Below are 22,133 nucleotides of genomic sequence, written 5' to 3'. Positions count from 1 at the left end.
ACAAAGTTATTAACTATTTTAAATAATATGAACATTACAATCTCATTTTCTAAATTTGAAATAAAGTTGCTAATAAATTTTTATAGTGCTATTATTTATAATGTTTTTAAAATAGTTAAGTAACTAATTGTAATATTAAAGTCTATAATATACTTTATTTTACTATATTACAGATTTCTAAATAAAGGGGGGCTATTTTTGACAAAAGATATGACAACAGGAAATCCTGTGAAACTTATTTTAACTTTTTCTATTCCTTTACTTATTGGTAATGTATTTCAACAGTTTTATAGTATGGTTGATACTATAATAGTTGGTAGATTTCTTGGAGTTAATGCATTAGCAGCGGTAGGATCTACTGGAGCCATGGTGTTTTTAGTTAATGGTTTTGTTATTGGACTAACTAGTGGTTTTGCTGTTCTAGTTGCTCAAAAATTTGGAGCTAATAATGAAGAAGGAGTAAGGAAAGCTTTTGCTAGTTCTTTAGTTTTATCTGCCTTAATGACTATAGTTGTTACTTTTATAAGTGTTGTTTCTGCAAGACCTTTACTTGAGCTTATGAACACTCCTTCTGATATTATTCAAGATTCATTATCTTATATAATCATAATATATGCTGGTAATATTGCTATAATATTTTATAACATTCTTGCAAGCATATTAAGATCTCTTGGAGATAGCAAAACACCTTTATATTTTTTAATTATTTCTTCAATATTAAATGTTGTATTAGATATTGTATTTATTGTTAACTTCTCAATGGGAGTAGCTGGAGCTGCTTATGCAACTGTTATTTCACAAGCTGTTTCTGCAATTTTATGTGCAATATATATAATAAAGAAATTTCCTATTTTAAAGCTTAAAAAGAAGCATTGGAAAATTAGAAAAAGCTATGTTCAAAAGCAATTAAGAATTGGTGTTCCAATGGCTCTCCAATTTTCAATAACAGCTGCTGGAGCAATGATACTTCAAAGCGCACTTAATTCTTTTGGTTCTAAAGTAATTGCTTCATATACTGCTGCCTCTAAAGTTCAACAACTTGTAATGCAACCTGCTGTTACATTTGGAGTTGCTATGGCAACATACAGTGGACAAAACCTTGGAGCTGGAAGAATTGATCGTATAAAAGAGGGAGTTAAAAAATGTACTATGATAAGTATAGTTGTAAGTATTATATCTACTATAGTTGTTATATTATTTGGTGGTGCTTTTACTAGATTATTTATGAGTGGTAATGATTTAGAAGTTATAGGATATGCAAGACAATATTTAAATACAGTTTCTATATTCTATATACCGCTAGGACTTATATTTATATATAGAAATACCCTTCAAGGAATTGGAGATAGCTTTGTTCCTATGATGGCTGGTGTTGCTGAAATGGTAGCTAGAACAGTTGTTGCATTTACATTGCCAATTCTACTAGATTTTACAGGAATTGCTTTAGCTGATCCTGCTGCATGGATAGCTGCTGCTGTACCTCTTGCCATTACTTATTTTAAAAGAATCAATGTCCTTATGAAAGAAAAAGAGCTTGCTAATTAATAAATAAAGTAAGCTGTATCTAAATTAATTTAGATACAGCTTGTTTTATTTATGCAGTTCATAAAATATTTCTTCAGCGCCTTGAAAGTCAAAATCACTTTTATTAAAATTCGTATATTTATTTACTATTTTCAATCCACACTTCTCAACAATTTCATCAAGCTCATTAGGTTTGTATAGTCTTAAATAAAAGTCTTCATGTTCTGAACGAATATATTCACTATTGATATAAAGCTCATATACTCCCGGCAAATACATAATTTGCTGATAGGGATTATATGCAGATTTTTCTTTTAATAAAATTTCAAACGAGCCCTTTTCTACTCTTTTTCTTTCTTTAAAATCATCAGTTTCAAACTTATATTCATCAGCATAAGATTTATTATTGCGATAGTTAATGTCAGTTGCCACACCCAAAACGATTTTCCCTGATGATTTTAAGCTATTTTTCATCATCTCCAGGGCGTTGTTAATATCTCTTCTGTTAGTTAGTAATGAAAAAGAAATTGATGCAATAAAAATAAGGTCATACTTTTCTTTGCTATGATTAAATGTGGTAAAATCACATAAACCAATTCCTGTTGAAAGATTATTTGACAATAGTTTTTCTCTACATCTCTTTATCATATCCTTAGATAAATCAAAACCATCAATATCAAAACCCTTCTTTAAAAAAGGAATTAAAAATCTTCCTGAACCACACATAGGTTCTAAAATTTTCATATTTTCATTTGCAAATGAAAGTAAAAAATCCAATTCATCTTTTGGCGCTTCGGGCTTATGAATATCATAAAATAAAGAGCACAGGTCGCCATAGTAATATTTATCCATAATTCATCTTTCTCCTAATTAATTTTTTTCGAGACATAATTTGATAGCCTCCATAGCAAAATTTAAAATATAAGTATGACAATTTCATTATAGCAATCTATAATATATTCTACTGTTCCATTCTTGCTAAATGATGTTGTGTTAATCCATAACTAGGAATATAATGTAGATGTTTACTAATATTTCAAAAGTAATAAATATAATATTATTCGAGAACTTTATATAGACTAAATTGTTAACTGTGCCTTAAAATAGATTTATGTAAGCAACTTAACTAATAAAACTCTGGCTAATTTCGAAGTTATCTATAATGGTGAAATTAAGACTATTGCTCCTATGACAAACTTATTTCTAAACCTTTAAAATTAATAACGTATGAAAAAAATAATGTTAACCTTATTGTAAGTAGAGGTATTAGTAATAGCCTATTTCCTTTTAGAATAAATAATAGACCTCATATTCCTATAGTCATTTTAAAGAAATAAGGAGAGTCTCCCTAATTGGAAACTCTCCTTATTTCTAGTCATTACTCTCAAATCTCTTGCACTTCTATATGAGGAATATCATCTTATCCAAGTGTTTAAAAATTTATATTATCTGGATCCATTCCTGATCCACCACAATTAATTAAATTATCTATAAACTTTATATCCTCTTCTTTAAGTTCAAAATCAAACACTTCAGCATTTTCAGCAATTCTACTTGCTGTTACTGATTTTGGAAGTGGTAAGTTCCCTTTTTGAAGTGACCACCTTATACATATTTGTGCTATAGTTTTTTCATACTTATCTGCTACATCTTTTATTTCTTTTACTTCAAATATTTTTCCTGTTGATAAAGGACTCCAAGCCTCAACTAATATGTTATGTTTCTTACAGAATTCAACTGTTTCATCTTGATTTAATCCTGGATGTATCTCTATTTGATTTACCATAGGAGCTATTTCACAATTTTCTAATATATTTTGAAGATGATGAGGTTTAAAATTACTTACTCCTATTGCCCTTATTTTTCCTTGTTTATAAAGCTCTTCGAAAGCTCTCCAAGTTTCTATATTTACTTCTTTCCAATTTTCCTTAAATATCTTAGGAATTGGCCAGTGAATTAAGTATAAATCTACATACTCTAGTTGTAAATCCTCCAATGTTTTTTCAAAAGCCTTTAAAGTGCTTTCATATCCTTGTTCTGTATTCCAAAGCTTACTTGTAACAAATATCTCATTTCTAGGTATACCACTGTTTTTAATAGCTATACCAACGCTTCTTTCATTACCATATACTGCTGCTGTATCTATATGTCTATATCCCACTTTTAATGCTTCTTCTACAGATGAAATAGCAATTTCACCATTAGGTGTTTGCCATGTTCCAAATCCTACACATGGAATTTGTATTCCATTGCTTAATATATAAGTGTCTTTTAAATTTTTCATAAAATTTCCTCTCCTTATATTTTTAATATTATATTATCTAAAAATTCATAGGCTTTCTACTTAAAATATTATTTAAGTTAATTATAGTTCAATAAGGTTAATCATTAAAGAATAAGCTATACTTATTGATAATTCTACTATATTCATTTTTACTAATTAAGTATGAGAAGTTATTGGAAAGAATACACTTTCACATTTAAATTCTCCTTTGCAATTTTTTACAAATAAAGCATTATCATCATCCATTTTAGGTTTAATACTTACCTTAAATTTTTTACTTTCTGCAATAAAATTAAATATTATAACTTTATCATCTTTCTCTAGTATTTTTAATATTATATTATCTAAATTTATGGGCTTTTTACTTAAAATATCATTTAATATAAGTTCTTTATCATTTCTTTCCATTATAGCTACAGCGTCATCATCCTTAATATAATAAAGATTCTCTCTATAAATATAATTACAATAAACCTTAAGTGGCCATTCATCTTTTATAACTCCAAGCTTATTTGAAACTTGAACTCTATTTTTACACATTTTATCTATTATCTTCTTATCTTCTTTTAAATCTAAATTTAACTTTTTAATATTAGTTGTTTTCTTATTCTTTATATCTTCAATATAAATTATATTTTCAGTGTTTATCTCATATGAAGTTTCATTTACTCTATTAAATCCAAACTTAGGATAAAAGTTTAAAACAGAATTATTTGCAAATAAATATATAAAATCTACCTTCTCTTCATATTCTTTAAATATTTCATTCATAAGCCTTCTTATTAGACCTTTATTTCTATAATTTTTATCTGTCATTACTGTTCCTAATTGAATTGCTTTATTAATCTTTCTATTCTGGACTATAGTAAATTTATTTATAGAAACATTTGCAATTACCTCATCATTATGAATATAGGAATATGAAATATAATTATCATTGCAATAGCCCTCTTCAAACCACTGTTCAAAGTCTAATCTAAAGGTATCTGCTGCTAACTTACTAAAACTTTTTCTATATTTTTTATTTTTCTTTAAATCTTTTACCAAAATAAATTCATCCATTATTTTCCCCTTAACCTTCTAATTTATCCTAAATTACAAAATTCTTAACTAATTTTATTTAAGTTCAGAGACTTTCTTTAATACTTGACTTGCCTAAAATTTTTTCTTTACTTACTACAAATATAATTATTACATTATAATCTAAATAATCCAATTACTAATAACATATTATTTTTGTTTGCATATAATATTTAAAAGCAATTAATTAAGTGTGGTATTATGAACTACTTATTAGAAATTCAAGATTGTAAGCTATTAGGTTCTGGAGCTGAAGGTTCTGTTTATTTAACATCAGAAGGTTATGCACTTAAAACCTTTAAAAATATAAAAGCTGCTAAAAGTGAAGAAGAAATATTAAAAAAAACTTTAGACAGTCCCTTTTTCCCAAATCCAATTTTAAGGATAAGTAATATTTTAATAAGGGAATATGTAGGTGGAGAAAATCTTTTTAAATACATTACTAAACATGGATTGCCTTATAATTTATCAAAGGAAATTATAGATTTAATTGAAGACCTAAAAAGGCTTAAGTTTAAGAGAATTAATATTAGAAATGAACATATATTTGTAAACTCTAAGGGTAAAATAATGGTTATTGATCCAAGAAAAACTTTTACTAAAATTACTCCTTATCCTAAGAACATAATAAAAATACTAGTTAAACTTCATTTATTTGATAAGTTTTTAAAAGATGTTTTACAATACAGACCAGATTTAATCCCTTATTGGACTGATGCCTATAATTATCTTGCTTCTCCTAGAAGAAAAAGAAGTTATGGATATGGCTAATTAAGTAAAAACTAGAGCTAAATTCTAATGGATTTAACTCTAGTTTTCACTTCTAAAAAATATTACTTCATATACTCTGATTTTAATATTGAATATAACTCTAAATTAACTATTCCTTTTCCTGTCCATATATTCCCTTCTCTTATAGTACCCTCTTTTATAAAATTATTTCTTTTTAATACATTTTGAGATTTAATATTTTCAACCATTACATATGCTTGTATTCTGTTTAATTCTACTTCATTAAATAAATATTTTATTAAGGTCTTAACAATATTACTAGCTATCCCCTTACCAAAGTAATCTTCATTTAAAGTATATCCTATGGTAACTACACTCACTTTTTCATCTATATCAAAAATTTCCGCTACACCTACAAGCTTTTTAGGATTAGATTTAAGAAAAACACCTAAAAAAACTATCTTTTTCTTTTGAAAATCTCTTTGAAAATGAGCAATCATATTTTTTACTGTATCAATAGATTTCTTTGCATTTCCAGGTTTATATTTATATAAATTTTCATTTGCACAAATTTCATATAAATCCTCTAAATTAACTTCTTCTATTTTACTTAATATAATTTCTTCACTTTCAATATAAGGAAATTGACTAAATAATAAATCTTTTTTCATAATATTACCTCCCCTTTATAAGTGTTTATCAAATTATAGGTATATTAATTTTAAATTTTTTTTCCTTTTATTTATAAAGTTTAAATTTGTTCCATATTTTTCATATATCATAAAATAATTATAAATAATTTTTACTTAGCCTACAACTTATTAATAAAAAAAGCTATACACTAATAAATTTATTAATGTATAACTTTTCTTTTAAATAATATATTAATTATTTGTTAATAGCTATAAAGTTCACCATAACTTAAGGCAAGAGCTATTTTAGGGTTCGAACCTGGATTTATCCATTGTAAAATTTCTTTCATCTTGCTTTGTTCAACAGCTACACATCCCCAAGTTGGAACCCCAACATCTACATGTAAAAATATTGCAGAGCTTTTCCCTGGAACAACTGGCCATCTATTATAATCAATTACTAAAGAGTATTTATATGAATTGCTATGATCTATTAAATGCTCTGCTGAATTCCATCTACCATTTGGTTCTCCAAACTGCATTGTATTGTAATAAGGTGAATTAACATCATCTACCCAATATTCTGAACCATCTAATACTCTATATGGAACTCCACTTCCTGGATTTTGTGCTGCTCCAAAAGCTTCTGTTAAACTATATACACCTGTAGGAGTACATAAATCCATTTCATAAACTTCACTTGCATTTTTCATTCCATTTTCACCTAATCTTGCAAACATACTATCATATTCATACCATTTTCCATTGCTATCTTTTTGCCATAGAACTAACTCAGCTGTACTACCGCCTGTACTCACAACTGAAATTATTTGATTAGAATTCTTAGCAACTGATGTATTGGCAATCTTAGGCTCATTATTAGACGGAGCTATAGATTGAGTATTTGAATTTGAAGTATTATTCTCAACCTTTGAAGCCTCTTCTTTTTTCTTAGCTTCTTCAGGTAATGCTATTTCATTTTCTTTTTCCTGTTTTTCTTCTTCCTTCTTTTTCTCTTCTTCTATTTTTGCTTCATCTTGAATTCTCTTCTCAACCGAAGATTTTAAGTCCTTTAACTTATCTAAAACTTCATTTGCTTCATTTAGTTTTTTACTGCTTATAGCTTTGTTAAAGTCTTCTTTTAATTTACTATAAAGCTCTTCTTCATCATTATTCATATTTAAAATTTTAATATTATCTGCTTCTTCATATACTTCTTCTATTTTTGCATCTAATACTCTATCTTTTTTTACCTTGTTCACATAAAAAGCACTAAATCCTATAACAATAAAAATTAGTACTAACGATGCTATAATTAAATTTATCTTTTTGTTTTTTATCATTTTTCCCCCCCGTATATCAAAAAGTCTTTTGTAAATTAGTATTAAAATTATGTTCAGCATTGTAAATAAATTATTGGTAACTCTAATTATTATCATACATTTTTTTATAAACCAAATAAATAGTAAATTATTCCAATCAATTTCAAACTGATACCTTCTTATTTCTCTATATAAAATACTATATTAAAAATTATTGACTTTTATTTCATTCTTATGTAAACTTTACTTATAAATTAAATAAAAGAAGTGCTAGGGGTGCCTTTAGGCTGAGAGATGATTTTTCATTAACCCTCTTTACCTGATCTGGATAATACCAGCGTAGGAAAGTCACAATGTATTTTTATGGAATTAAATTATTATAAAGCTATAAACGTACCTCCTAGCATATTTTTAGGAGGTATTTTTAATGGAAAATTTTATTAACACATTAAGAGAAAGCTTTAGTGAAATATTAAAAAGCCCGCTTTCTTTAGCTACTCTTTTAGGAGTTATTATTTTAATACTTACTTTTATTAGATTTAAAAAAATAAAGCTTGATTCAAAGATTATGGCTAGAATTGGTATTGCTTTAGCCTTAGCTACGATCCTTCACCTTGTAAAGATAGTAGATTTACCTAATGGTGCTGGTAGTATAAATTTAGGTAGTATGGTACCAATACTACTTATTGCTTTTATTTACGGTCCTGAAATAGGTATGCTTACTGGATTTTTATTTGGGATAATATATTTAATTATCAGCCCTTATATACTTCATCCAATTCAAGTTTTATTTGACTATCCTCTTCCTTTTATGGCAGTTGGACTAGCTGGGTATTTTAAAGATAAAAAACTTTTAGGAACATTTTTCGGTATGTTTATTAAATTTATATTTCACTTTATATCAGGGTTTATATTCTTTGGACAATTTGCACCTGAAGGATGGTCTCCAGCTTTATATTCTCTTGTAGTTAATGGTGCTGTTGTTGGAGGAAATCTTATTGTAGTTTTAGTTATTATAGGATTATTACCTATAAATAGAATTATAGAAGGAAGTAAACGCCTATCTCATTAATTTTATAATTTTACATTTTTTTCACTTAGAGTTATTATTTCTTAAATTTTATAGTATAATATTTAAGAAATAATAACTTTAAGTTTTAGGGGAGTGAAAATAATGGATAATAATTTAACTAACAACACAAATAATGATATTAACTACGACAAGTATTCTCAACCAATGACATTGAAAGATTGGATAATTACACTTCTTTTAATGTTAATTCCAATTGCAAACATAGTTTTAATGTTTGTTTGGGCTTTTGGATCAAATGTGAATAAAAGTAAGAAAACTTATTTCCAAGCAACTCTTATTATGATTGCTATTGGAATAGTATTCTGGATCATATTTGGATCAATAATTATTGCAGCTATTTTAAGCTCTGGATATTAAAAGTTTTATTATATATGATTCTAATTTACTATTAAACTTGCTTTTTGAATTTTAACTATTGATTTCAATTTAAATATAGATAATGTAGAATATTAATTAGAACATATATACTACAAAAATTAAGAGGCTACGTTAAAGTTAAAATCCTTCATGTAGGATTCATTTTAGATTTAACTAGCCTCTTATTTTAATAATTCTTATGAATATATAATCATAATTGAATAAGATTTTAATTGGGGAATAAAACCATATTTAATAGTTTTTATAGTTTCTATCCCTGCATAACTATGGTCTGCTATAATATTCCACTCACCAGATTTTGATTCAGGAATATGTTGATTTACATTATAATCATCTATAGATGTTCCATTATAAATTACAATTAAATCATTTAAATTTTTTTCAATATTGTATAGGTTTCTAAAATGCCACTTTATTACTCCAGCATTTTCATCTCCATTTAAAAAACTAATCTCAATGTTGTTATTTATGTCATCTCTACTATCTAGTCTAAATTCCCTATAGTTTTTTCTGATATTTATTAATCCCTTTACATAATTAAATACATCTATATATTTTGCTTTATCCCTCCAAAAAATTGCATTTATATTATCTGGACTTTTATAACTATTGTGGTCTCCATTTTTTGTTCTTAATATTTCTGCTCCACCTTGAATAAATGGTATTCCTTGTGATGTTAATATTATTGAAAGGGATAAAATATTTCTTCTTACTAAATGATTATCTAAAACATTATTTTCTAATATTTTTCTATATTCATCTTCTTTAATATTAGGTTTTAAGCTTTTCTCTATTTGATCCCAGAGAGTGTAGTTATCATGAGCATCTACATAATTTATAGTTTCCTTAGGATTAAATGTTAATGTATTTATAGAGCCTTTTAAACCCTCTATTATATTCCATGCAGTAGGTCCATTATGTTGATTTCCATTTGAAAATCCATTTGATGGACTATTATTTCCCCTTATAAAATCTCTAAAGGTGTCATTAAATACGGAAAAATCTTCACCTCTTTGCCTTCCCTTGTAGGTTCCATTTAGTAGTGACGATTCTCCTCCTTTCCAAGGCTCTCCATAAATTAATATATTGTCGTCAATTTTCTTTATTAAGCTAGTTATTTCTTTCATAGTATCTATATCTATTAATTCCATAAGATCAAATCTTAAACCATCAATATGGTAATCCTTTATCCAATGAGTTATAGAATCTATAATAAACTTTCTAACCATAGGCCTTTCTGTTGCTATTTCATTACCACAGCCTGAACCATTAGTAAATCTTCCTCTATAATCTGTTCTAAAGTAATATGATGGAACAAGGCTATCTAAATTTCTAGTTTCTTGCATATGATTATAAACTACATCCATAACTACTCTTATTCCATTTTTATGAAGAACCTTTATCATTTCTCTTAGTTCTATTATTCTAGCTATTGGATTATATGGATCACTTGAATAACTGCCTTCAGGAGCATTATAATTTTTAGGATCATATCCCCAGTTTCTATTTCCTTTTTTGTTTGATTTTCTTTCATCAACTGAACCAAAATCAAATATAGGTAATAAATGTACATGAGTTATTCCAAGTTCTTTTAGATGATCAATACCTGTTTTAACTTCAATTTTTCTTTTTGTATCTTTGTATCTAGCTCCTTCTTTTGCTAGTCCTAAATATTTTCCTCTAATATTTTTATCTATTCCACTATCATCGCTTATAGTAAAATCTCTTACATGAATTTCATAAATTATAGAATCCTCTTTTCTTACAAGTTCTGGTTTTTTATCAAATAGCCATCCTAATGGCATAGTTTTTATATTATTTGTATCCATTAAAAAGCCTTTTTCACCATTTATACCTACAGATACTGTATAAGGGTCTACTGCATAGTTTATTTTTATATATTCTAATCCATTTCTATCTATATCTTTAAAGTAAAGCTTATATAGATAAAATTTCCCTTCATTTTCTTTTCTATTTATTTTGTTATAATAAGTTCCACTTATATTATCTCTTTTCATTTGATGTAAGCTTTTTTCATTTTCGTTTATATCATACCAATTATCATATAAACATAACTCTACCTTAAAAGAAGTTGGAGCCCAAACTCTTAAATATATATATTCTTTATCATAGACAATGCCCATATCATTTTCTTTATAATAATAACTGTCTAAAAACCTTCTCATCGTAACTTTACAAGGAAGGAATGTCTTACTTGATCTTACTTCAACTAGATCCATTGGTGATATATTTAAATTTAAATTTATAAACTCTACTTTTTTTAAATCCTTATAAATCACATATTCACAGTTTTCTTCTTTTACTTCATTTATATAAATATAAAACTCAGTTACATCTAATGGTTTTTTAGATAAAAAGGCTGTTATTTTATCCTTATCATCCATTATTGCCGTCTCTATTCTTGGTCCTATATATTCTATAACCTCTTTTAAATCTAGTATAAGCTTATCTTCACCATAAATTATATAACAATTTTTCACTCCTTTTGGTATTTCAAAGGTAGCTGTTTGTTCTGACCAATCATTACCCCAATTATCTCCCCAAGCTTTTCTTCTTGCAATTATATTTTCTTCCTTTACAAAAGCACATCTTCCAAAGTCACTTTCTTGTAATAATTCTATGGGGTAAGAATCTCCCTCATTAGAAAAACCCCATAAACCCCATTTATATCCATCACCAAAATAATCACCATCATTTTTTATAAAATGTATTAATGTATCTTCTACTTCTTTTAACACAATAGGAAATTCCCTAGAAGCTTTTTCTCCAGTTTCTTTATCAATACAACTTATTTGAATCGAGCTTTTATCTTTTAGTGATTTACTTATTTTAATGATGTCTTTTTCTATGTTTATATCTGTTCCTTTATAATCAATTGTCCAATAAACCTCTCTTAGTTCTTTTATTCCAAATATAGATTCTCTTAATGCTACAAGCTGAATTTCTTTACCTAAGTGAAATTCATTACAGGAAGCCTTAATTTCTAGTAAATTACCATCAAAACTTTCACTATTCTTTAATAATTTATTACTTATTTTAAAAGAGTTGTTATTACTTATGTCATTATACTTTATATCATCACTATATCTTACCATTATTTCAACTCCTAAAATTTTAATATTACATTTTATGTCTATTCTTAATTATTGCCTCTATCTATTTTTCTTTAATCATTTGAAAATTCAGATTCTTCTATAATATAAGGTATTCCTTATATAACTATATATTTCACCATAAATATTCCATCATCATATAATTTTCTAGAATTATGTCTTCAATTTTATTTTAAATTTTCATTGATTTCTTAATTTTTATATGGTAATATTTATAATGATTTAAGGGAATGAAGTTCTCCCTTGACTTATGTCAAAACCGCTTACTAAGCTAATGACTTCTGCAATGTTTTTTGCAGAAGTCATTAGCTTTTTTTAATTATTAAACAAAGGAGGATTTTTATATGTTAACTAGTTTAGCTCTTATTATTTTATCTGGTATATTTATGGGTTCTATTTTTTCTAAATTAAAATTGCCAAGTCTCGTAGGTATGATATTGACAGGAATTATATTAGGACCTCCTATGCTTAATTTAATAGATGGAAGTATTTTAGGAATTTCATCTGAACTTCGACAGATAGCTCTTGTAATAATTTTAACTCGTGCAGGTCTAGCATTAGATATTAAAGATTTAAAAAAGGTTGGTAGACCTGCTATTTTAATGTGCTTCGTTCCTGCTACCTTTGAAATACTGGGATTTATATTGCTTGGACCTAAACTTTTAGGATTATCTTTACTTGACTCTGCAATAATGGGCACTGTTATTGCTGCTGTTTCTCCAGCTGTTATAGTTCCTAGGATGCTAAAACTTATGAATGAAGGTTATGGAGTTAAAAAAAGTATTCCTCAATTGATTTTAGCTGGAGCCTCTGTAGATGATATATTTGTAATAGTGTTATTCACTTCATTTACAGGCATTGCTACAGGTAGTAGTAGCTTTTCTTATATGTCTTTATTAGAAATTCCAATTTCTATAGTACTTGGAATAATATTAGGCATTATGGGTGGCTTAGCTCTTGTCTACCTATTTAAAGAGATTCATATGCGCGACTCTATTAAAATTCTTATAATATTAAGTGTATCGTTTTTATTTATAACTATTGAAAACTTATTAAAGAACGTTATTCCTATTTCTGGATTACTTGCTATTATGAGCCTTGGCGCAACTATATTAAAAACTTACCCTAAATTAGCTACTAGGATATCTCTTAAATATTCAAAGCTTTGGGTTGCTGCCGAAATATTTTTGTTTGTTTTAGTTGGAGCAACTGTAAATATTAAGTATGCATTAAATTCCGGGATAGTAGCTATTCTGTTAATCTTAGGCTCATTATTATTTAGAATGATTGGAGTTTTAGTTTGTTTAATTAAAACTGAATTAACTTTTAAAGAAAGAATATTTTCTGTTATAGCATATATGCCAAAAGCTACAGTTCAAGCTGCTATTGGTGCCCTACCACTTTCAATGGGTCTGGCCTCTGGTGAGATTATACTAACAGTTGCAGTGCTTTCTATAATAATCACTGCTCCACTAGGTGCATTTTTAATTGATAGAAACTATAAAAAATTATTAATTACTTCAGAAAAATAAATTCTATAGATTCTAAAAAAACTATATAATAACCAAGTAATTTAAAAAGCTAAGTCTAAATTAAATTTTCAGGCTTAGCTTTTATTATGGAATTCTTTCTATATTGACTTTGGCAAACATATGCTATATTAAGTTATTTATTTTTAAAATTAAAGATGATTTTTTTATTTTCCTAAGTTATAAGAGCTTTTTTACTTCCCATTTTTGAAAATATATTTCAATTTTTAAAAAATATGTTGAAATATTAAATCTTATAGGTTACAATAGGAATAACATGTAAACATTTCCATGTTATATATTTACATTTTATTTATTAGGAGGGGTATTAATGAATAAGAAAAAGACTTTAGCTCTGCTTTTACTTGCTAGCATAACTAGTCAAACACTAATTTCAACTAAGGCATTCGCTTTAGAAAATGAATCACCACTATTTAACTTTAAGGAGTACAATTTCCAAACTGGAGAAATTACTTATGATGAGACTAAACCTGTTTCTCTTTATAAGGATGGACCTCAAGTCACTATTCCAAATGAATTCATAAATCCAAAAGAACAATTTAGAACAGCTTGGCTTTCGACTGTATTCAATATTGATGTTAATACAGTTACTCGTGATGCAAATCTTTCTTCTGAAGAAGAATTTAAGATTCAATTTACATCTTATCTAGATAAATTTGAAGAATTAAATTTTAATGCAGTTACATTCCAAGTAAGTCCAATGCTTGATGCTTGGTATAAATCTGATATTGCACCTTGGTCTCAATATCTTCATGAAGGTGGAAATAGTTACACTTTCCAAGGTAAAGATCCTGGATTTAATGGATTTGACCCTTTAGAATGGATGGTTTCAGAAACTCATAAAAGAGGTATGGAATTCCACGCTTGGTTTAACCCATATAGAGTCACTAATAACGCTGATGAAAGACCTGTTTCTGAAAAGTTAAATGAGCTTGCAGAAAGCAACTTTGCAAGATTACATCCAGAGTTAGTTTATGAATTCCAAAATAAACTATTTTTAGATCCTGGTAAACCTGAAGTTATTGACTATGTTGTTGCTAGAGTTAATGAAGTTGCAACTAAATATGACGTAGATGCTATTCACTTTGATGATTACTTCTATCCTTATAAATATACTAAGGATGGAAATACTATTGTTTTCGCAGAACAAGGTATAGATAAACAAACTTTCATTGATTATAATAGAGGATTTGGAGAATATAATTTAGAAAATGCTGCTAAATGGAGAGAAAATAATATAAATATTCTTATAGGAGCTATTAAAAATGAAATCGATACAATAAATACAGCTAATGATAGGTCAATACAATTTGGCGTTTCTCCATTTGGTATTTGGGGACATGCTGAGGTTTATCCAGATGGATCTAATACTCCAACTGGTTCAACTTCAAGTCTTAGAGACCAATTTGCTAATACTAGAAAATGGGTTCAAGATGGATTAGTAGATTATTTAACACCGCAAATATACTGGGCATTTAATACTCCTGCTGCTCCATATGGTGAACTATTAAAGTGGTGGGATACTCAATTTGAAGGAGTTAACAATTCTCATCTTTATATTGGACATCCAAACTATAAATATATAGATGCTTCTTGGGATGCTAACTTTAAAAATCCATATGAAATAGCTAATCAATTAAGATTTAATCAAAAATTTAAAAATGTTAAAGGTAGTGGTTTCTTCTCTTATAATAAGCTATTACCTCAAACTGTTGGTGGAGCTGGAGATAAATATGATGTATTAAATCATGCAAATGCTATTTTAAAGAAGGATTACTTTAACCTACCATCTAATGTACCAGGTAAGCCTTGGTTAGATAAAGTAGCAACTGTACCTGTGTCAAATGCTAAGTATGAAATAAATGGAAATCAAATTAAAATTAGTTGGGATGATACTAATACTGATAGTAAATTCTACTGTGTATATAGACAAGAAGGTAATTTAGATGCAGTTGATATAACTAATCCAGCTAATTTAATTGGCCGTTTTGGAGTTGAAGCTGGAAAAGAATTTGTTGATAAAAATGTAGATGCTAACAAAACATATACTTATGCTGTTACTGTAATAGATAATGCTTCAGTAGAAAACGAAGCTAAAGTATTTAATAAAGAAATTTTAGATAAAGAAGCTGCTGCACTTCCTGTTATTGAAGCAATTAATAAGATTCCTTCATTAGATAAATTAACATTAGAAGATGAAGCTATTGTTGTTTCAGCTAGAGCTTTAGTTAAGGCTTTAAATAATGATTCTTATGTTACTAACCTAGATGTTTTAGTTGCTGCTGAAAATAGAATAGCAGAGCTTAAAGCTGAACAGGTTAAGGAAGAAGAACAAAAAGCTAAAGAAAATGCTGCTATTGATGCAATAGACAAGCTTCCTGCTTTAGAGAATATAACTTTAAAGGATGAAGAAGCTATAAAAGTAGCTAGAGAATTAGTTACTATTGCAAACAATGATTCCGCTATAACTAATTTAGACAAACTTGTAAAATCTGAAGCAAAAATTAAAGAATTAAAAGAAAATAAAAATGAAAATGAACAAGGTAAGAATGAACAAGGTAAACTTCCTACTACTGGTGGAAGAAATTCATCACTTTTATTAAGCTTTGCTTCAATTCTAACTATAGCTGGAGCGGCTTTATTTAAGAAAAAATAGCCTATAAATAAAATATTTAAAATAAAAAGCACCCTAGTAAGAATTAAGTAATATACTATTCTTACTAGGGTAACTTTATTTTAGTTTTATATTTAATGGCTACTCTATTCTATCTAAACATTGTAAATTTACCTAAAGGAAATACTATTTCTACTTTTGTTCCTTCATTTTTTTTAGAATCTAATTTAAGCCCCAATCCTAATTTATCGCAAAGGCTTTTACATAAATATAATCCTATTCCTGTTGACTTACCAAAAAGCCTTCCATTTTCCCCTGTAAATCCCTTTTCAAATACCCTATCTATATCTCTTTCATTAATCCCTACTCCATTATCTTCAATAATTAATGAATTGCTATTTTCATTTGACTTTGAATATATTTTTACTTTACCTTTTCCTTTTTCGCTATATTTAATGGCATTCCCTATTAATTGATTAATAATAAAACTTACCCACTTAACATCGCTAAATATCATTACATTTATTTCATTGAGCTCTAATTTTATTCTTTTATTTATAAAATCTCTAGAATTATTTCTTATTGCAATTTTAACTGCCTCTGATAAGTTAAACTCTTTAATTATATAATCTTTACTAACATCTTCACTCTTAGAATAATATAATACCTGCTCTATAAAACCTTCTATTTTCTTTATTTCATAAGATACTTTTGAAGCAATTTCGCTCTCATTATTTTCTAATATTAACTTTGTTGAAGCAATTGGGGTTTTAATTTCATGAACCCATGTTTCTATATATTCTCTATACTCTATTTGTTTATTTTTAAAGTATTTAACATTTTCATTCATATTTTTATTTGTTTCTTTTAATACATCATAAACTATTTTGCCTTCTAAAAAATCGGGTTCTTCAATTACCTCTGGCAAAAGATATTTTTTATCTAATTTTTCTGATATAGAAATCATATCATTATAAAATTTATTTCGTTTAAAATATTCAACTAAAATATTAGCTATTAACGGCAATATCCATGTTGAGAAAATCAATACAGTCAACCATATATTTCTATTTGCAACTATTAAAGTTATTGCTACAAGTATAAATAAAAAAATATTTATTATTATTATAGCTTTTCTTTCCTTTATATACTCTAATATACTCATGGCATTATATAACCTAATCCTCTTCTAGTTTCTATAATATTATCTAGACCTATTTCTTCTATTTTCTTTCTTAATCTAGTTACATTTACTGATAATGTATTATCATCTAAAAATAAATCAGATTGCCAAAGAGCATCCATTAAAGCATCTCTAGAAACTATTTTACCTCTATTTTTTATTAGATGAGCTAAAATTTTAAGCTCATTTTTAGTAAGCTCTACGGTTTTAGTTTCATAAGTGATGCTTCCATTTGCCAAGTTTAACTTTAAATCACCGTAAGATATAACTTCTTCATTACTATTTTTTCCATAACTTCTTTTTAGTAAAGCAGAAACCCTAGCAATTAATATTTCTGTGTTATATGGTTTTGTTATAAAATCATCTGCTCCCAAATTCATGCTCATAAGCTCATCAACTTGACTATCTCTACTTGTAACTATAATTATAGGAACATCTGATTTTTTTCTTACTTCTCTACAAATATAATAACCATCATAAAGTGGAAGGTTTATATCTAATAATATTAAATTTGCATTACTATTATCTATATATTCTATAATATTTTCAAAGGAATCTGGTGCTTCTACATCATATCCATACCTTTCTAAATACGTCTTTAATTCTTCTCTTATAGATTCTGAATCTTCAACTATAACGATTTTATACATTTTTCACCTCTATTTTAAATTATTATCATTATGTATTTTTAATATATTTATTATATACCAAAACTTGCTATTTATCATACAAACTTAACTTATTTAATCATATAATTTATATTTTATATCTACTTTCAAAAGAATATCAACCTTATTTGGGTAAATAAGCTAGGCTTTAAAGTGCAGAAAAATTTTTCATAGTAAAATCAAAAGTATTTCCATAGTAGAATTCTCAATAAAATCATAAAGAAAAAGCCAGCATTACTTGCCGACTTTTTTAATTCTAATAATATTATAATTTTTCAGCCCAAAAATGAACTTATAATTGCAGTGACAATATATAGATAAGGTTCTAATTTAATAATTATACTGTCACTATTAGAAATTTCAACTACTGTTTTATTAGCAAGTTTATAAAAAGTATTGCTCATAATATTGAAAATAATCCACCCACAAATAGTTCCTACCGCATTCATTATTAAATCATTAATATCTGTTTCACGATGTAAAACAAATAATTGACTAATTTCAATAATAATTGAAAATACTATTCCGCTGCATAATGTTGGCCATAATATTCTATACTTTTTCCATAATGTTGGCAATAAGAATCCAAAAGGCATAAAAAATATTACATTAAGTATAGCTGAAATTTCAAATCCATCGTTAAAAGGTATTAAATTTATAATAGGATTAAATATAGGTTGATTTAATCTTGAAAGTCTTTGCCATTCTTCCAGAGAAGGAAATCCCACTACTTGTGTTAAAGAAATTATAAGATATATTATAAACATATATCCAAAAAGGTAATGTTGCCATTTTATTTCCTTATCATGGTTCCTTCTATTTTTCTTTAAAAGAATATTTAAAACAGTAATTATAAAAATTGATATTATAAAACTTTTTAACTCACCCATTTCCCTATCCCCTTTTTATATTAATTGGGTTATGCTCTCAATAATTTCGCTACGAATTTTCGTATAACTTTAAATATTGCACCCTTAAAACAAACCCATTGTATTATGATTCTATTTCTTTTATTTAACTATATTTTTATATCCTGTATATGTTGCATAGAAATATCCAGCATATACTGCTACTAAAGTAAATAAAGTAATAAATGATGATACTCCTATACTTGGCTTGTTAAATAATGTTATAAAATCATTTATAACACCAATTCCAACCATTGAATGAACTATAGCTAGAGTAAGCGGAACCATGAAGTATATTAAAGTTTGTTTAAATATAGTTTTATTAATCATCTTTTTAGATGCTCCAATTCGCTTAAGTGAGCTATATCTTTCCTTACTATCAGCAGCTTCTGATAATTGTTGCAATGATAATACTGCTGCACTAGAAATTAAAAATACAATTCCTAAATATATTGCAATAAATAATATAACAGTTGTCATGCTTTTATTAGCAATATATATTTGATCTCTTGTATATCCTATAACAAAATCGCTATAATCATTTTTTGTATAACTTCCACTCATAAAATCTGAGAATAACTCAGCATACTTATCTTCGTATTTTTTATCAGGATAATTAACATTTAAAATTGATCTAGAAGGAATTAACTCTTCTTTAAAATCGTCTGGAACTATAACAGTAAATATATTTCCTGATAGTACGTCAGTATAGAAAGATTTAGTTATTAACTCTGAGTTTGCTATATTATAACTTTTATTACTAATAGTTATACTTTTTGCATTTTTAGCGAACTCTTCTATCTTTTTAATTTTATTTCCATACGTGGAAGATATCAGAACTTCATTTTGCTTTAAAGACACTTCTTCTTCTCCTCTAAGAATCATTATATTATTGTAATCTGATACCTTTATAATATCTATAGAATTATCTCCGAAGCCTTTAATATCATTTGGATTTTTTATATAATCTTTAAGAACATCTTTTAATTTTTCATTTGATTTATATTCAGTATAAAATATATACTTCTCATCATTATTAAATTTAACATTCAACTTATCTAGGTTTTCTTTTATATCCTTTGAATTAGTTTTTTCATCTAAGTACATTATAGCTGATGCAGAAAATGGTGTAGTATCTTTTAAACTGCTCTCTACGGCATTTTTAAAACTAAGTCCTGTTGAAAGAGTTGTTATTGTTAAAAATAGCATTAATGAAATTACTGTCATAGATACAAAGTTAGTATTTATTTTGCTGCTTATTTGTCTTAAAACAAATATATTAAGTTCTTTAAAGTAAGTTTTTTTGCTTCTTTGTACTAAAGATATACTAAATCCACCTAAGCTTATAAAAAATAATAAAGTTCCTACTATTCCTAATATTAAAGACATAACAAACTTAATATCCTCTGGTCTTAATCCTGCTTTTATTACTAAATAATATGCAGCTGATAATATTAAAATTGAAACTATAAAAATTATAATATTTACAATTGGATTTTTAAGTTTTACATTTTCACTTTTTCTTGAAGCTGTTAGCATATCAATTAATTTATATTTTGAAACTACAATAGTATTAAATACCATAACTAATAAAAACATAATTCCAAAGTAAATTGTACTTTTAATAATTGCTTCAAATGATACAACAAACTTATATTCTCCCATCGCTACATCAAATAATTTAGCTGTAAACACTGATAGTCCTTGAGAAAATACAATCCCCACTATTAGCCCTGCTACTAATGATATAACACCTATTATTAGCGTTTCGCCAAGTAACATCTTAGAAATCTTATTTTTTCCCATTCCTAATGTCATATAAATTCCAAGTTCTTTTTTACGCTTTTTAATTAAAAAGTTATTTGCATATATTATTAAGCTTCCAAGAATAAATGATACAAATATTGATACAACTCCTAAGGCTTTACTTAACCCTGCTATTGTGTCTGATTGGCTACTATTCATTTCAAATAATGCTTTTTGAGATTCTATAGAATTAAAACTATAAAATATGCAAACTGCAAATGTTAATGTTAAGAAATATATTGCATAATCTTTTAAACTCTTTTTTACGTTGTTAAATGCTATCTTAGAATACATCGCCTGCGTCACCTCCTAAAAGAGTAACTACTTCTATAATTCTGTTGAAGAATTCCTTTCTAGAGTCCCCTCCCCTTACAAGTTCATTAAATATCTTTCCATCTTTGATAAATAAAATTCTATGTGCATAACTTGCTGTAAAGGCATCATGAGTAACCATTAATATTGTTGCTTCTAATTCTTTATTAAGAGTTTCAAAAGAATCTAAAAGTAATCTTGATGATTTAGAATCTAAAGCTCCTGTAGGTTCATCTGCTAATATTAATGATGGGTTAGTAACAATTGCTCTTGCTGAAGCTACTCTCTGCTTTTGTCCTCCTGACATTTGGTAAGGATATTTACTTAATACTTCTGTAATACCAAGGCTATCTGCAACACCTTTAATAAGTCCATCAATTTTATTGTGACTTCTACCTTGAATAGTCAATGCTAATGCTATATTTTCATAAGCAGTTAATGTATCTAACAGATTAAAATCTTGGAATATAAAGCCTAATTCATCTCTTCTAAATTTTTCAAGTTCTTTTAATTTTAATTTTGTAATATCTTTATCATTTATTATTATATTTCCTGTTGTTACAGTATCTATAGTTGAAATACAATTAAGTAATGTTGTTTTCCCACTACCTGATGGTCCCATTATTCCAACGAACTCACCTTTTTCAACTTTAAAACTAATATTGTCTATGGCCTTAGTTACATTTTCTTTATTACCATAATATTTTTCGATTTTTTCTACACTTAAAATGTTTTTCATATTTCTCCTCCAATAATGTACTATATGTTTTATTTAATATTTATTATTTCTGTTTACAAATATAGTTTAACCTACGATTAAGTAATTACATATTTATCTAACTTTCATTAACCTTTCATTTTTGTAAGATAACTATAGTTAAGCAAAAAAAACAAACCTTCTTAACTTAAAGGT

The 22,133-nt window shown here is 26.8% G+C and carries 17 protein-coding genes and 2 riboswitches; of the genes, 6 read left to right on the top strand and 11 right to left on the bottom strand.

Going from position 1 to position 22,133, the window contains the following annotated elements; genetic code table 11:
• The first annotated feature begins 198 nt into the window (after nucleotides 1-198).
• The gene (locus ACH36K_RS09050; RefSeq protein ID WP_411170604.1) at nucleotides 199-1,545 is read left to right on the top strand and encodes an MATE family efflux transporter; all 1,347 of its coding nucleotides are present in this window, start codon (nucleotides 199-201) and stop codon (nucleotides 1,543-1,545) included.
• Nucleotides 1,546-1,590: 45 nt separating this feature from the next.
• On the opposite strand, the gene ACH36K_RS09045 is transcribed toward ACH36K_RS09050, so the two are convergent.
• From ACH36K_RS09045 to ACH36K_RS09035, 3 genes are all read right to left on the bottom strand, one after another.
• Complete coding sequence (locus ACH36K_RS09045; RefSeq protein ID WP_411170603.1) at nucleotides 1,591-2,376, bottom strand: class I SAM-dependent methyltransferase; 786 nt, start codon at nucleotides 2,374-2,376, stop codon at nucleotides 1,591-1,593.
• Nucleotides 2,377-2,956: 580 nt separating this feature from the next.
• Entirely contained in the window at nucleotides 2,957-3,808 is an 852-nt protein-coding gene (locus ACH36K_RS09040) for an aldo/keto reductase (protein WP_411170602.1), read from the bottom strand.
• A gap of 156 nt (nucleotides 3,809-3,964) precedes the next feature.
• Complete coding sequence (locus ACH36K_RS09035) at nucleotides 3,965-4,870, bottom strand: GNAT family N-acetyltransferase (protein WP_411170601.1); 906 nt, start codon at nucleotides 4,868-4,870, stop codon at nucleotides 3,965-3,967.
• A 219-nt stretch (nucleotides 4,871-5,089) separates the two neighbouring features.
• Between ACH36K_RS09035 and ACH36K_RS09030 the strand changes: the two genes are divergently transcribed.
• The gene (locus ACH36K_RS09030; protein ID WP_411170600.1) at nucleotides 5,090-5,659 is read left to right on the top strand and encodes a serine/threonine protein kinase; all 570 of its coding nucleotides are present in this window, start codon (nucleotides 5,090-5,092) and stop codon (nucleotides 5,657-5,659) included.
• A 62-nt stretch (nucleotides 5,660-5,721) separates the two neighbouring features.
• Here the strand turns inward: ACH36K_RS09030 and ACH36K_RS09025 are convergent, their stop codons facing one another.
• Both ACH36K_RS09025 and ACH36K_RS09020 read right to left on the bottom strand, forming a co-directional pair.
• Nucleotides 5,722-6,291 carry a GNAT family N-acetyltransferase gene (locus ACH36K_RS09025; RefSeq protein WP_411170599.1) on the bottom strand — a complete coding sequence of 190 codons (570 nt, stop codon included), beginning with the start codon at nucleotides 6,289-6,291 and terminating at the stop codon, nucleotides 5,722-5,724.
• Between the two features lie 224 nt (nucleotides 6,292-6,515).
• Nucleotides 6,516-7,595 carry a L,D-transpeptidase family protein gene (locus tag ACH36K_RS09020; protein WP_411170598.1) on the bottom strand — a complete coding sequence of 360 codons (1,080 nt, stop codon included), beginning with the start codon at nucleotides 7,593-7,595 and terminating at the stop codon, nucleotides 6,516-6,518.
• Nucleotides 7,596-7,836: 241 nt separating this feature from the next.
• Nucleotides 7,837-7,938: riboswitch (TPP riboswitch) on the top strand.
• Nucleotides 7,939-8,001: 63 nt separating this feature from the next.
• On the opposite strand from ACH36K_RS09020, the gene thiT reads away from it, so the two are divergent.
• Both thiT and ACH36K_RS09010 read left to right on the top strand, forming a co-directional pair.
• Entirely contained in the window at nucleotides 8,002-8,646 is a 645-nt protein-coding gene (gene thiT, locus ACH36K_RS09015) for an energy-coupled thiamine transporter ThiT (RefSeq protein ID WP_411170597.1), read from the top strand.
• Between the two features lie 102 nt (nucleotides 8,647-8,748).
• On the top strand, nucleotides 8,749-9,024 hold the full coding sequence (locus tag ACH36K_RS09010) for a hypothetical protein (RefSeq protein ID WP_411170596.1): 276 nt from the start codon (nucleotides 8,749-8,751) through the stop codon (nucleotides 9,022-9,024).
• 197 nt (nucleotides 9,025-9,221) lie between these two features.
• On the opposite strand, the gene pulA is transcribed toward ACH36K_RS09010, so the two are convergent.
• On the bottom strand, nucleotides 9,222-12,161 hold the full coding sequence (pulA, locus tag ACH36K_RS09005; RefSeq protein WP_411170595.1) for a type I pullulanase: 2,940 nt from the start codon (nucleotides 12,159-12,161) through the stop codon (nucleotides 9,222-9,224).
• Nucleotides 12,162-12,396: 235 nt separating this feature from the next.
• Nucleotides 12,397-12,470, top strand: a riboswitch (Fluoride riboswitch).
• A 53-nt stretch (nucleotides 12,471-12,523) separates the two neighbouring features.
• Between pulA and ACH36K_RS09000 the strand changes: the two genes are divergently transcribed.
• Together ACH36K_RS09000 and ACH36K_RS08995 are read left to right on the top strand one after the other, a co-directional pair.
• Nucleotides 12,524-13,711, top strand: a complete 1,188-nt coding sequence (locus tag ACH36K_RS09000) for a cation:proton antiporter (RefSeq protein WP_411170594.1) — start codon at nucleotides 12,524-12,526, stop codon at nucleotides 13,709-13,711.
• A gap of 328 nt (nucleotides 13,712-14,039) precedes the next feature.
• A complete protein-coding gene (locus ACH36K_RS08995) occupies nucleotides 14,040-16,385 on the top strand; it encodes a family 10 glycosylhydrolase (protein ID WP_411170593.1) in 2,346 nt (781 codons plus the stop codon).
• Nucleotides 16,386-16,494: 109 nt separating this feature from the next.
• On the opposite strand, the gene ACH36K_RS08990 is transcribed toward ACH36K_RS08995, so the two are convergent.
• The 5 genes from ACH36K_RS08990 to ACH36K_RS08970 all read right to left on the bottom strand — a co-directional run bounded on the left by ACH36K_RS08990 (nucleotide 16,495) and on the right by ACH36K_RS08970 (nucleotide 21,959).
• On the bottom strand, nucleotides 16,495-17,508 hold the full coding sequence (locus ACH36K_RS08990; RefSeq protein WP_411170592.1) for a sensor histidine kinase: 1,014 nt from the start codon (nucleotides 17,506-17,508) through the stop codon (nucleotides 16,495-16,497).
• The gene (locus ACH36K_RS08985; protein ID WP_411170591.1) at nucleotides 17,505-18,176 is read right to left on the bottom strand and encodes a response regulator transcription factor; all 672 of its coding nucleotides are present in this window, start codon (nucleotides 18,174-18,176) and stop codon (nucleotides 17,505-17,507) included. The genes ACH36K_RS08990 and ACH36K_RS08985 overlap by 4 nt, the downstream gene beginning before the upstream one ends.
• Before the next feature lie 293 nt (nucleotides 18,177-18,469).
• The gene (locus ACH36K_RS08980; RefSeq protein ID WP_411170590.1) at nucleotides 18,470-19,084 is read right to left on the bottom strand and encodes a VanZ family protein; all 615 of its coding nucleotides are present in this window, start codon (nucleotides 19,082-19,084) and stop codon (nucleotides 18,470-18,472) included.
• Nucleotides 19,085-19,204: 120 nt separating this feature from the next.
• Complete coding sequence (locus ACH36K_RS08975) at nucleotides 19,205-21,202, bottom strand: ABC transporter permease (protein WP_411170589.1); 1,998 nt, start codon at nucleotides 21,200-21,202, stop codon at nucleotides 19,205-19,207.
• A complete protein-coding gene (locus ACH36K_RS08970; RefSeq protein WP_411170588.1) occupies nucleotides 21,192-21,959 on the bottom strand; it encodes an ABC transporter ATP-binding protein in 768 nt (255 codons plus the stop codon). Before ACH36K_RS08970 ends, ACH36K_RS08975 begins: the two co-directional genes overlap by 11 nt.
• Nucleotides 21,960-22,133 lie beyond the last annotated feature (174 nt).

Origin of the sequence: Clostridium sp. MB05, assembly GCF_046581255.1 — a bacterium.
Lineage (GTDB): Bacteria > Bacillota > Clostridia > Clostridiales > Clostridiaceae > Clostridium.
This window is presented reverse-complemented; position numbering and strand designations above follow the sequence as displayed.

Coding starts and splice junctions, on each gene's coding strand:
- ACH36K_RS08995 (WP_411170593.1), top strand. CDS start 14,040: ATGAATAAGAAAAAGACTTTAGCTCTGCTTTTACTTGCTAGCATAACT.
- ACH36K_RS09020 (WP_411170598.1), bottom strand. CDS start 7,595: ATGATAAAAAACAAAAAGATAAATTTAATTATAGCATCGTTAGTACTA.
- ACH36K_RS09035 (WP_411170601.1), bottom strand. CDS start 4,870: ATGGATGAATTTATTTTGGTAAAAGATTTAAAGAAAAATAAAAAATAT.
- ACH36K_RS08970 (WP_411170588.1), bottom strand. CDS start 21,959: ATGAAAAACATTTTAAGTGTAGAAAAAATCGAAAAATATTATGGTAAT.
- ACH36K_RS08975 (WP_411170589.1), bottom strand. CDS start 21,202: ATGTATTCTAAGATAGCATTTAACAACGTAAAAAAGAGTTTAAAAGAT.
- ACH36K_RS09000 (WP_411170594.1), top strand. CDS start 12,524: ATGTTAACTAGTTTAGCTCTTATTATTTTATCTGGTATATTTATGGGT.
- ACH36K_RS09045 (WP_411170603.1), bottom strand. CDS start 2,376: ATGGATAAATATTACTATGGCGACCTGTGCTCTTTATTTTATGATATT.
- ACH36K_RS08985 (WP_411170591.1), bottom strand. CDS start 18,176: ATGTATAAAATCGTTATAGTTGAAGATTCAGAATCTATAAGAGAAGAA.
- thiT (WP_411170597.1), top strand. CDS start 8,002: ATGGAAAATTTTATTAACACATTAAGAGAAAGCTTTAGTGAAATATTA.
- ACH36K_RS09010 (WP_411170596.1), top strand. CDS start 8,749: ATGGATAATAATTTAACTAACAACACAAATAATGATATTAACTACGAC.
- ACH36K_RS09025 (WP_411170599.1), bottom strand. CDS start 6,291: ATGAAAAAAGATTTATTATTTAGTCAATTTCCTTATATTGAAAGTGAA.
- ACH36K_RS09030 (WP_411170600.1), top strand. CDS start 5,090: ATGAACTACTTATTAGAAATTCAAGATTGTAAGCTATTAGGTTCTGGA.
- pulA (WP_411170595.1), bottom strand. CDS start 12,161: ATGGTAAGATATAGTGATGATATAAAGTATAATGACATAAGTAATAAC.
- ACH36K_RS09040 (WP_411170602.1), bottom strand. CDS start 3,808: ATGAAAAATTTAAAAGACACTTATATATTAAGCAATGGAATACAAATT.
- ACH36K_RS08990 (WP_411170592.1), bottom strand. CDS start 17,508: ATGAGTATATTAGAGTATATAAAGGAAAGAAAAGCTATAATAATAATA.
- ACH36K_RS08980 (WP_411170590.1), bottom strand. CDS start 19,084: ATGGGTGAGTTAAAAAGTTTTATAATATCAATTTTTATAATTACTGTT.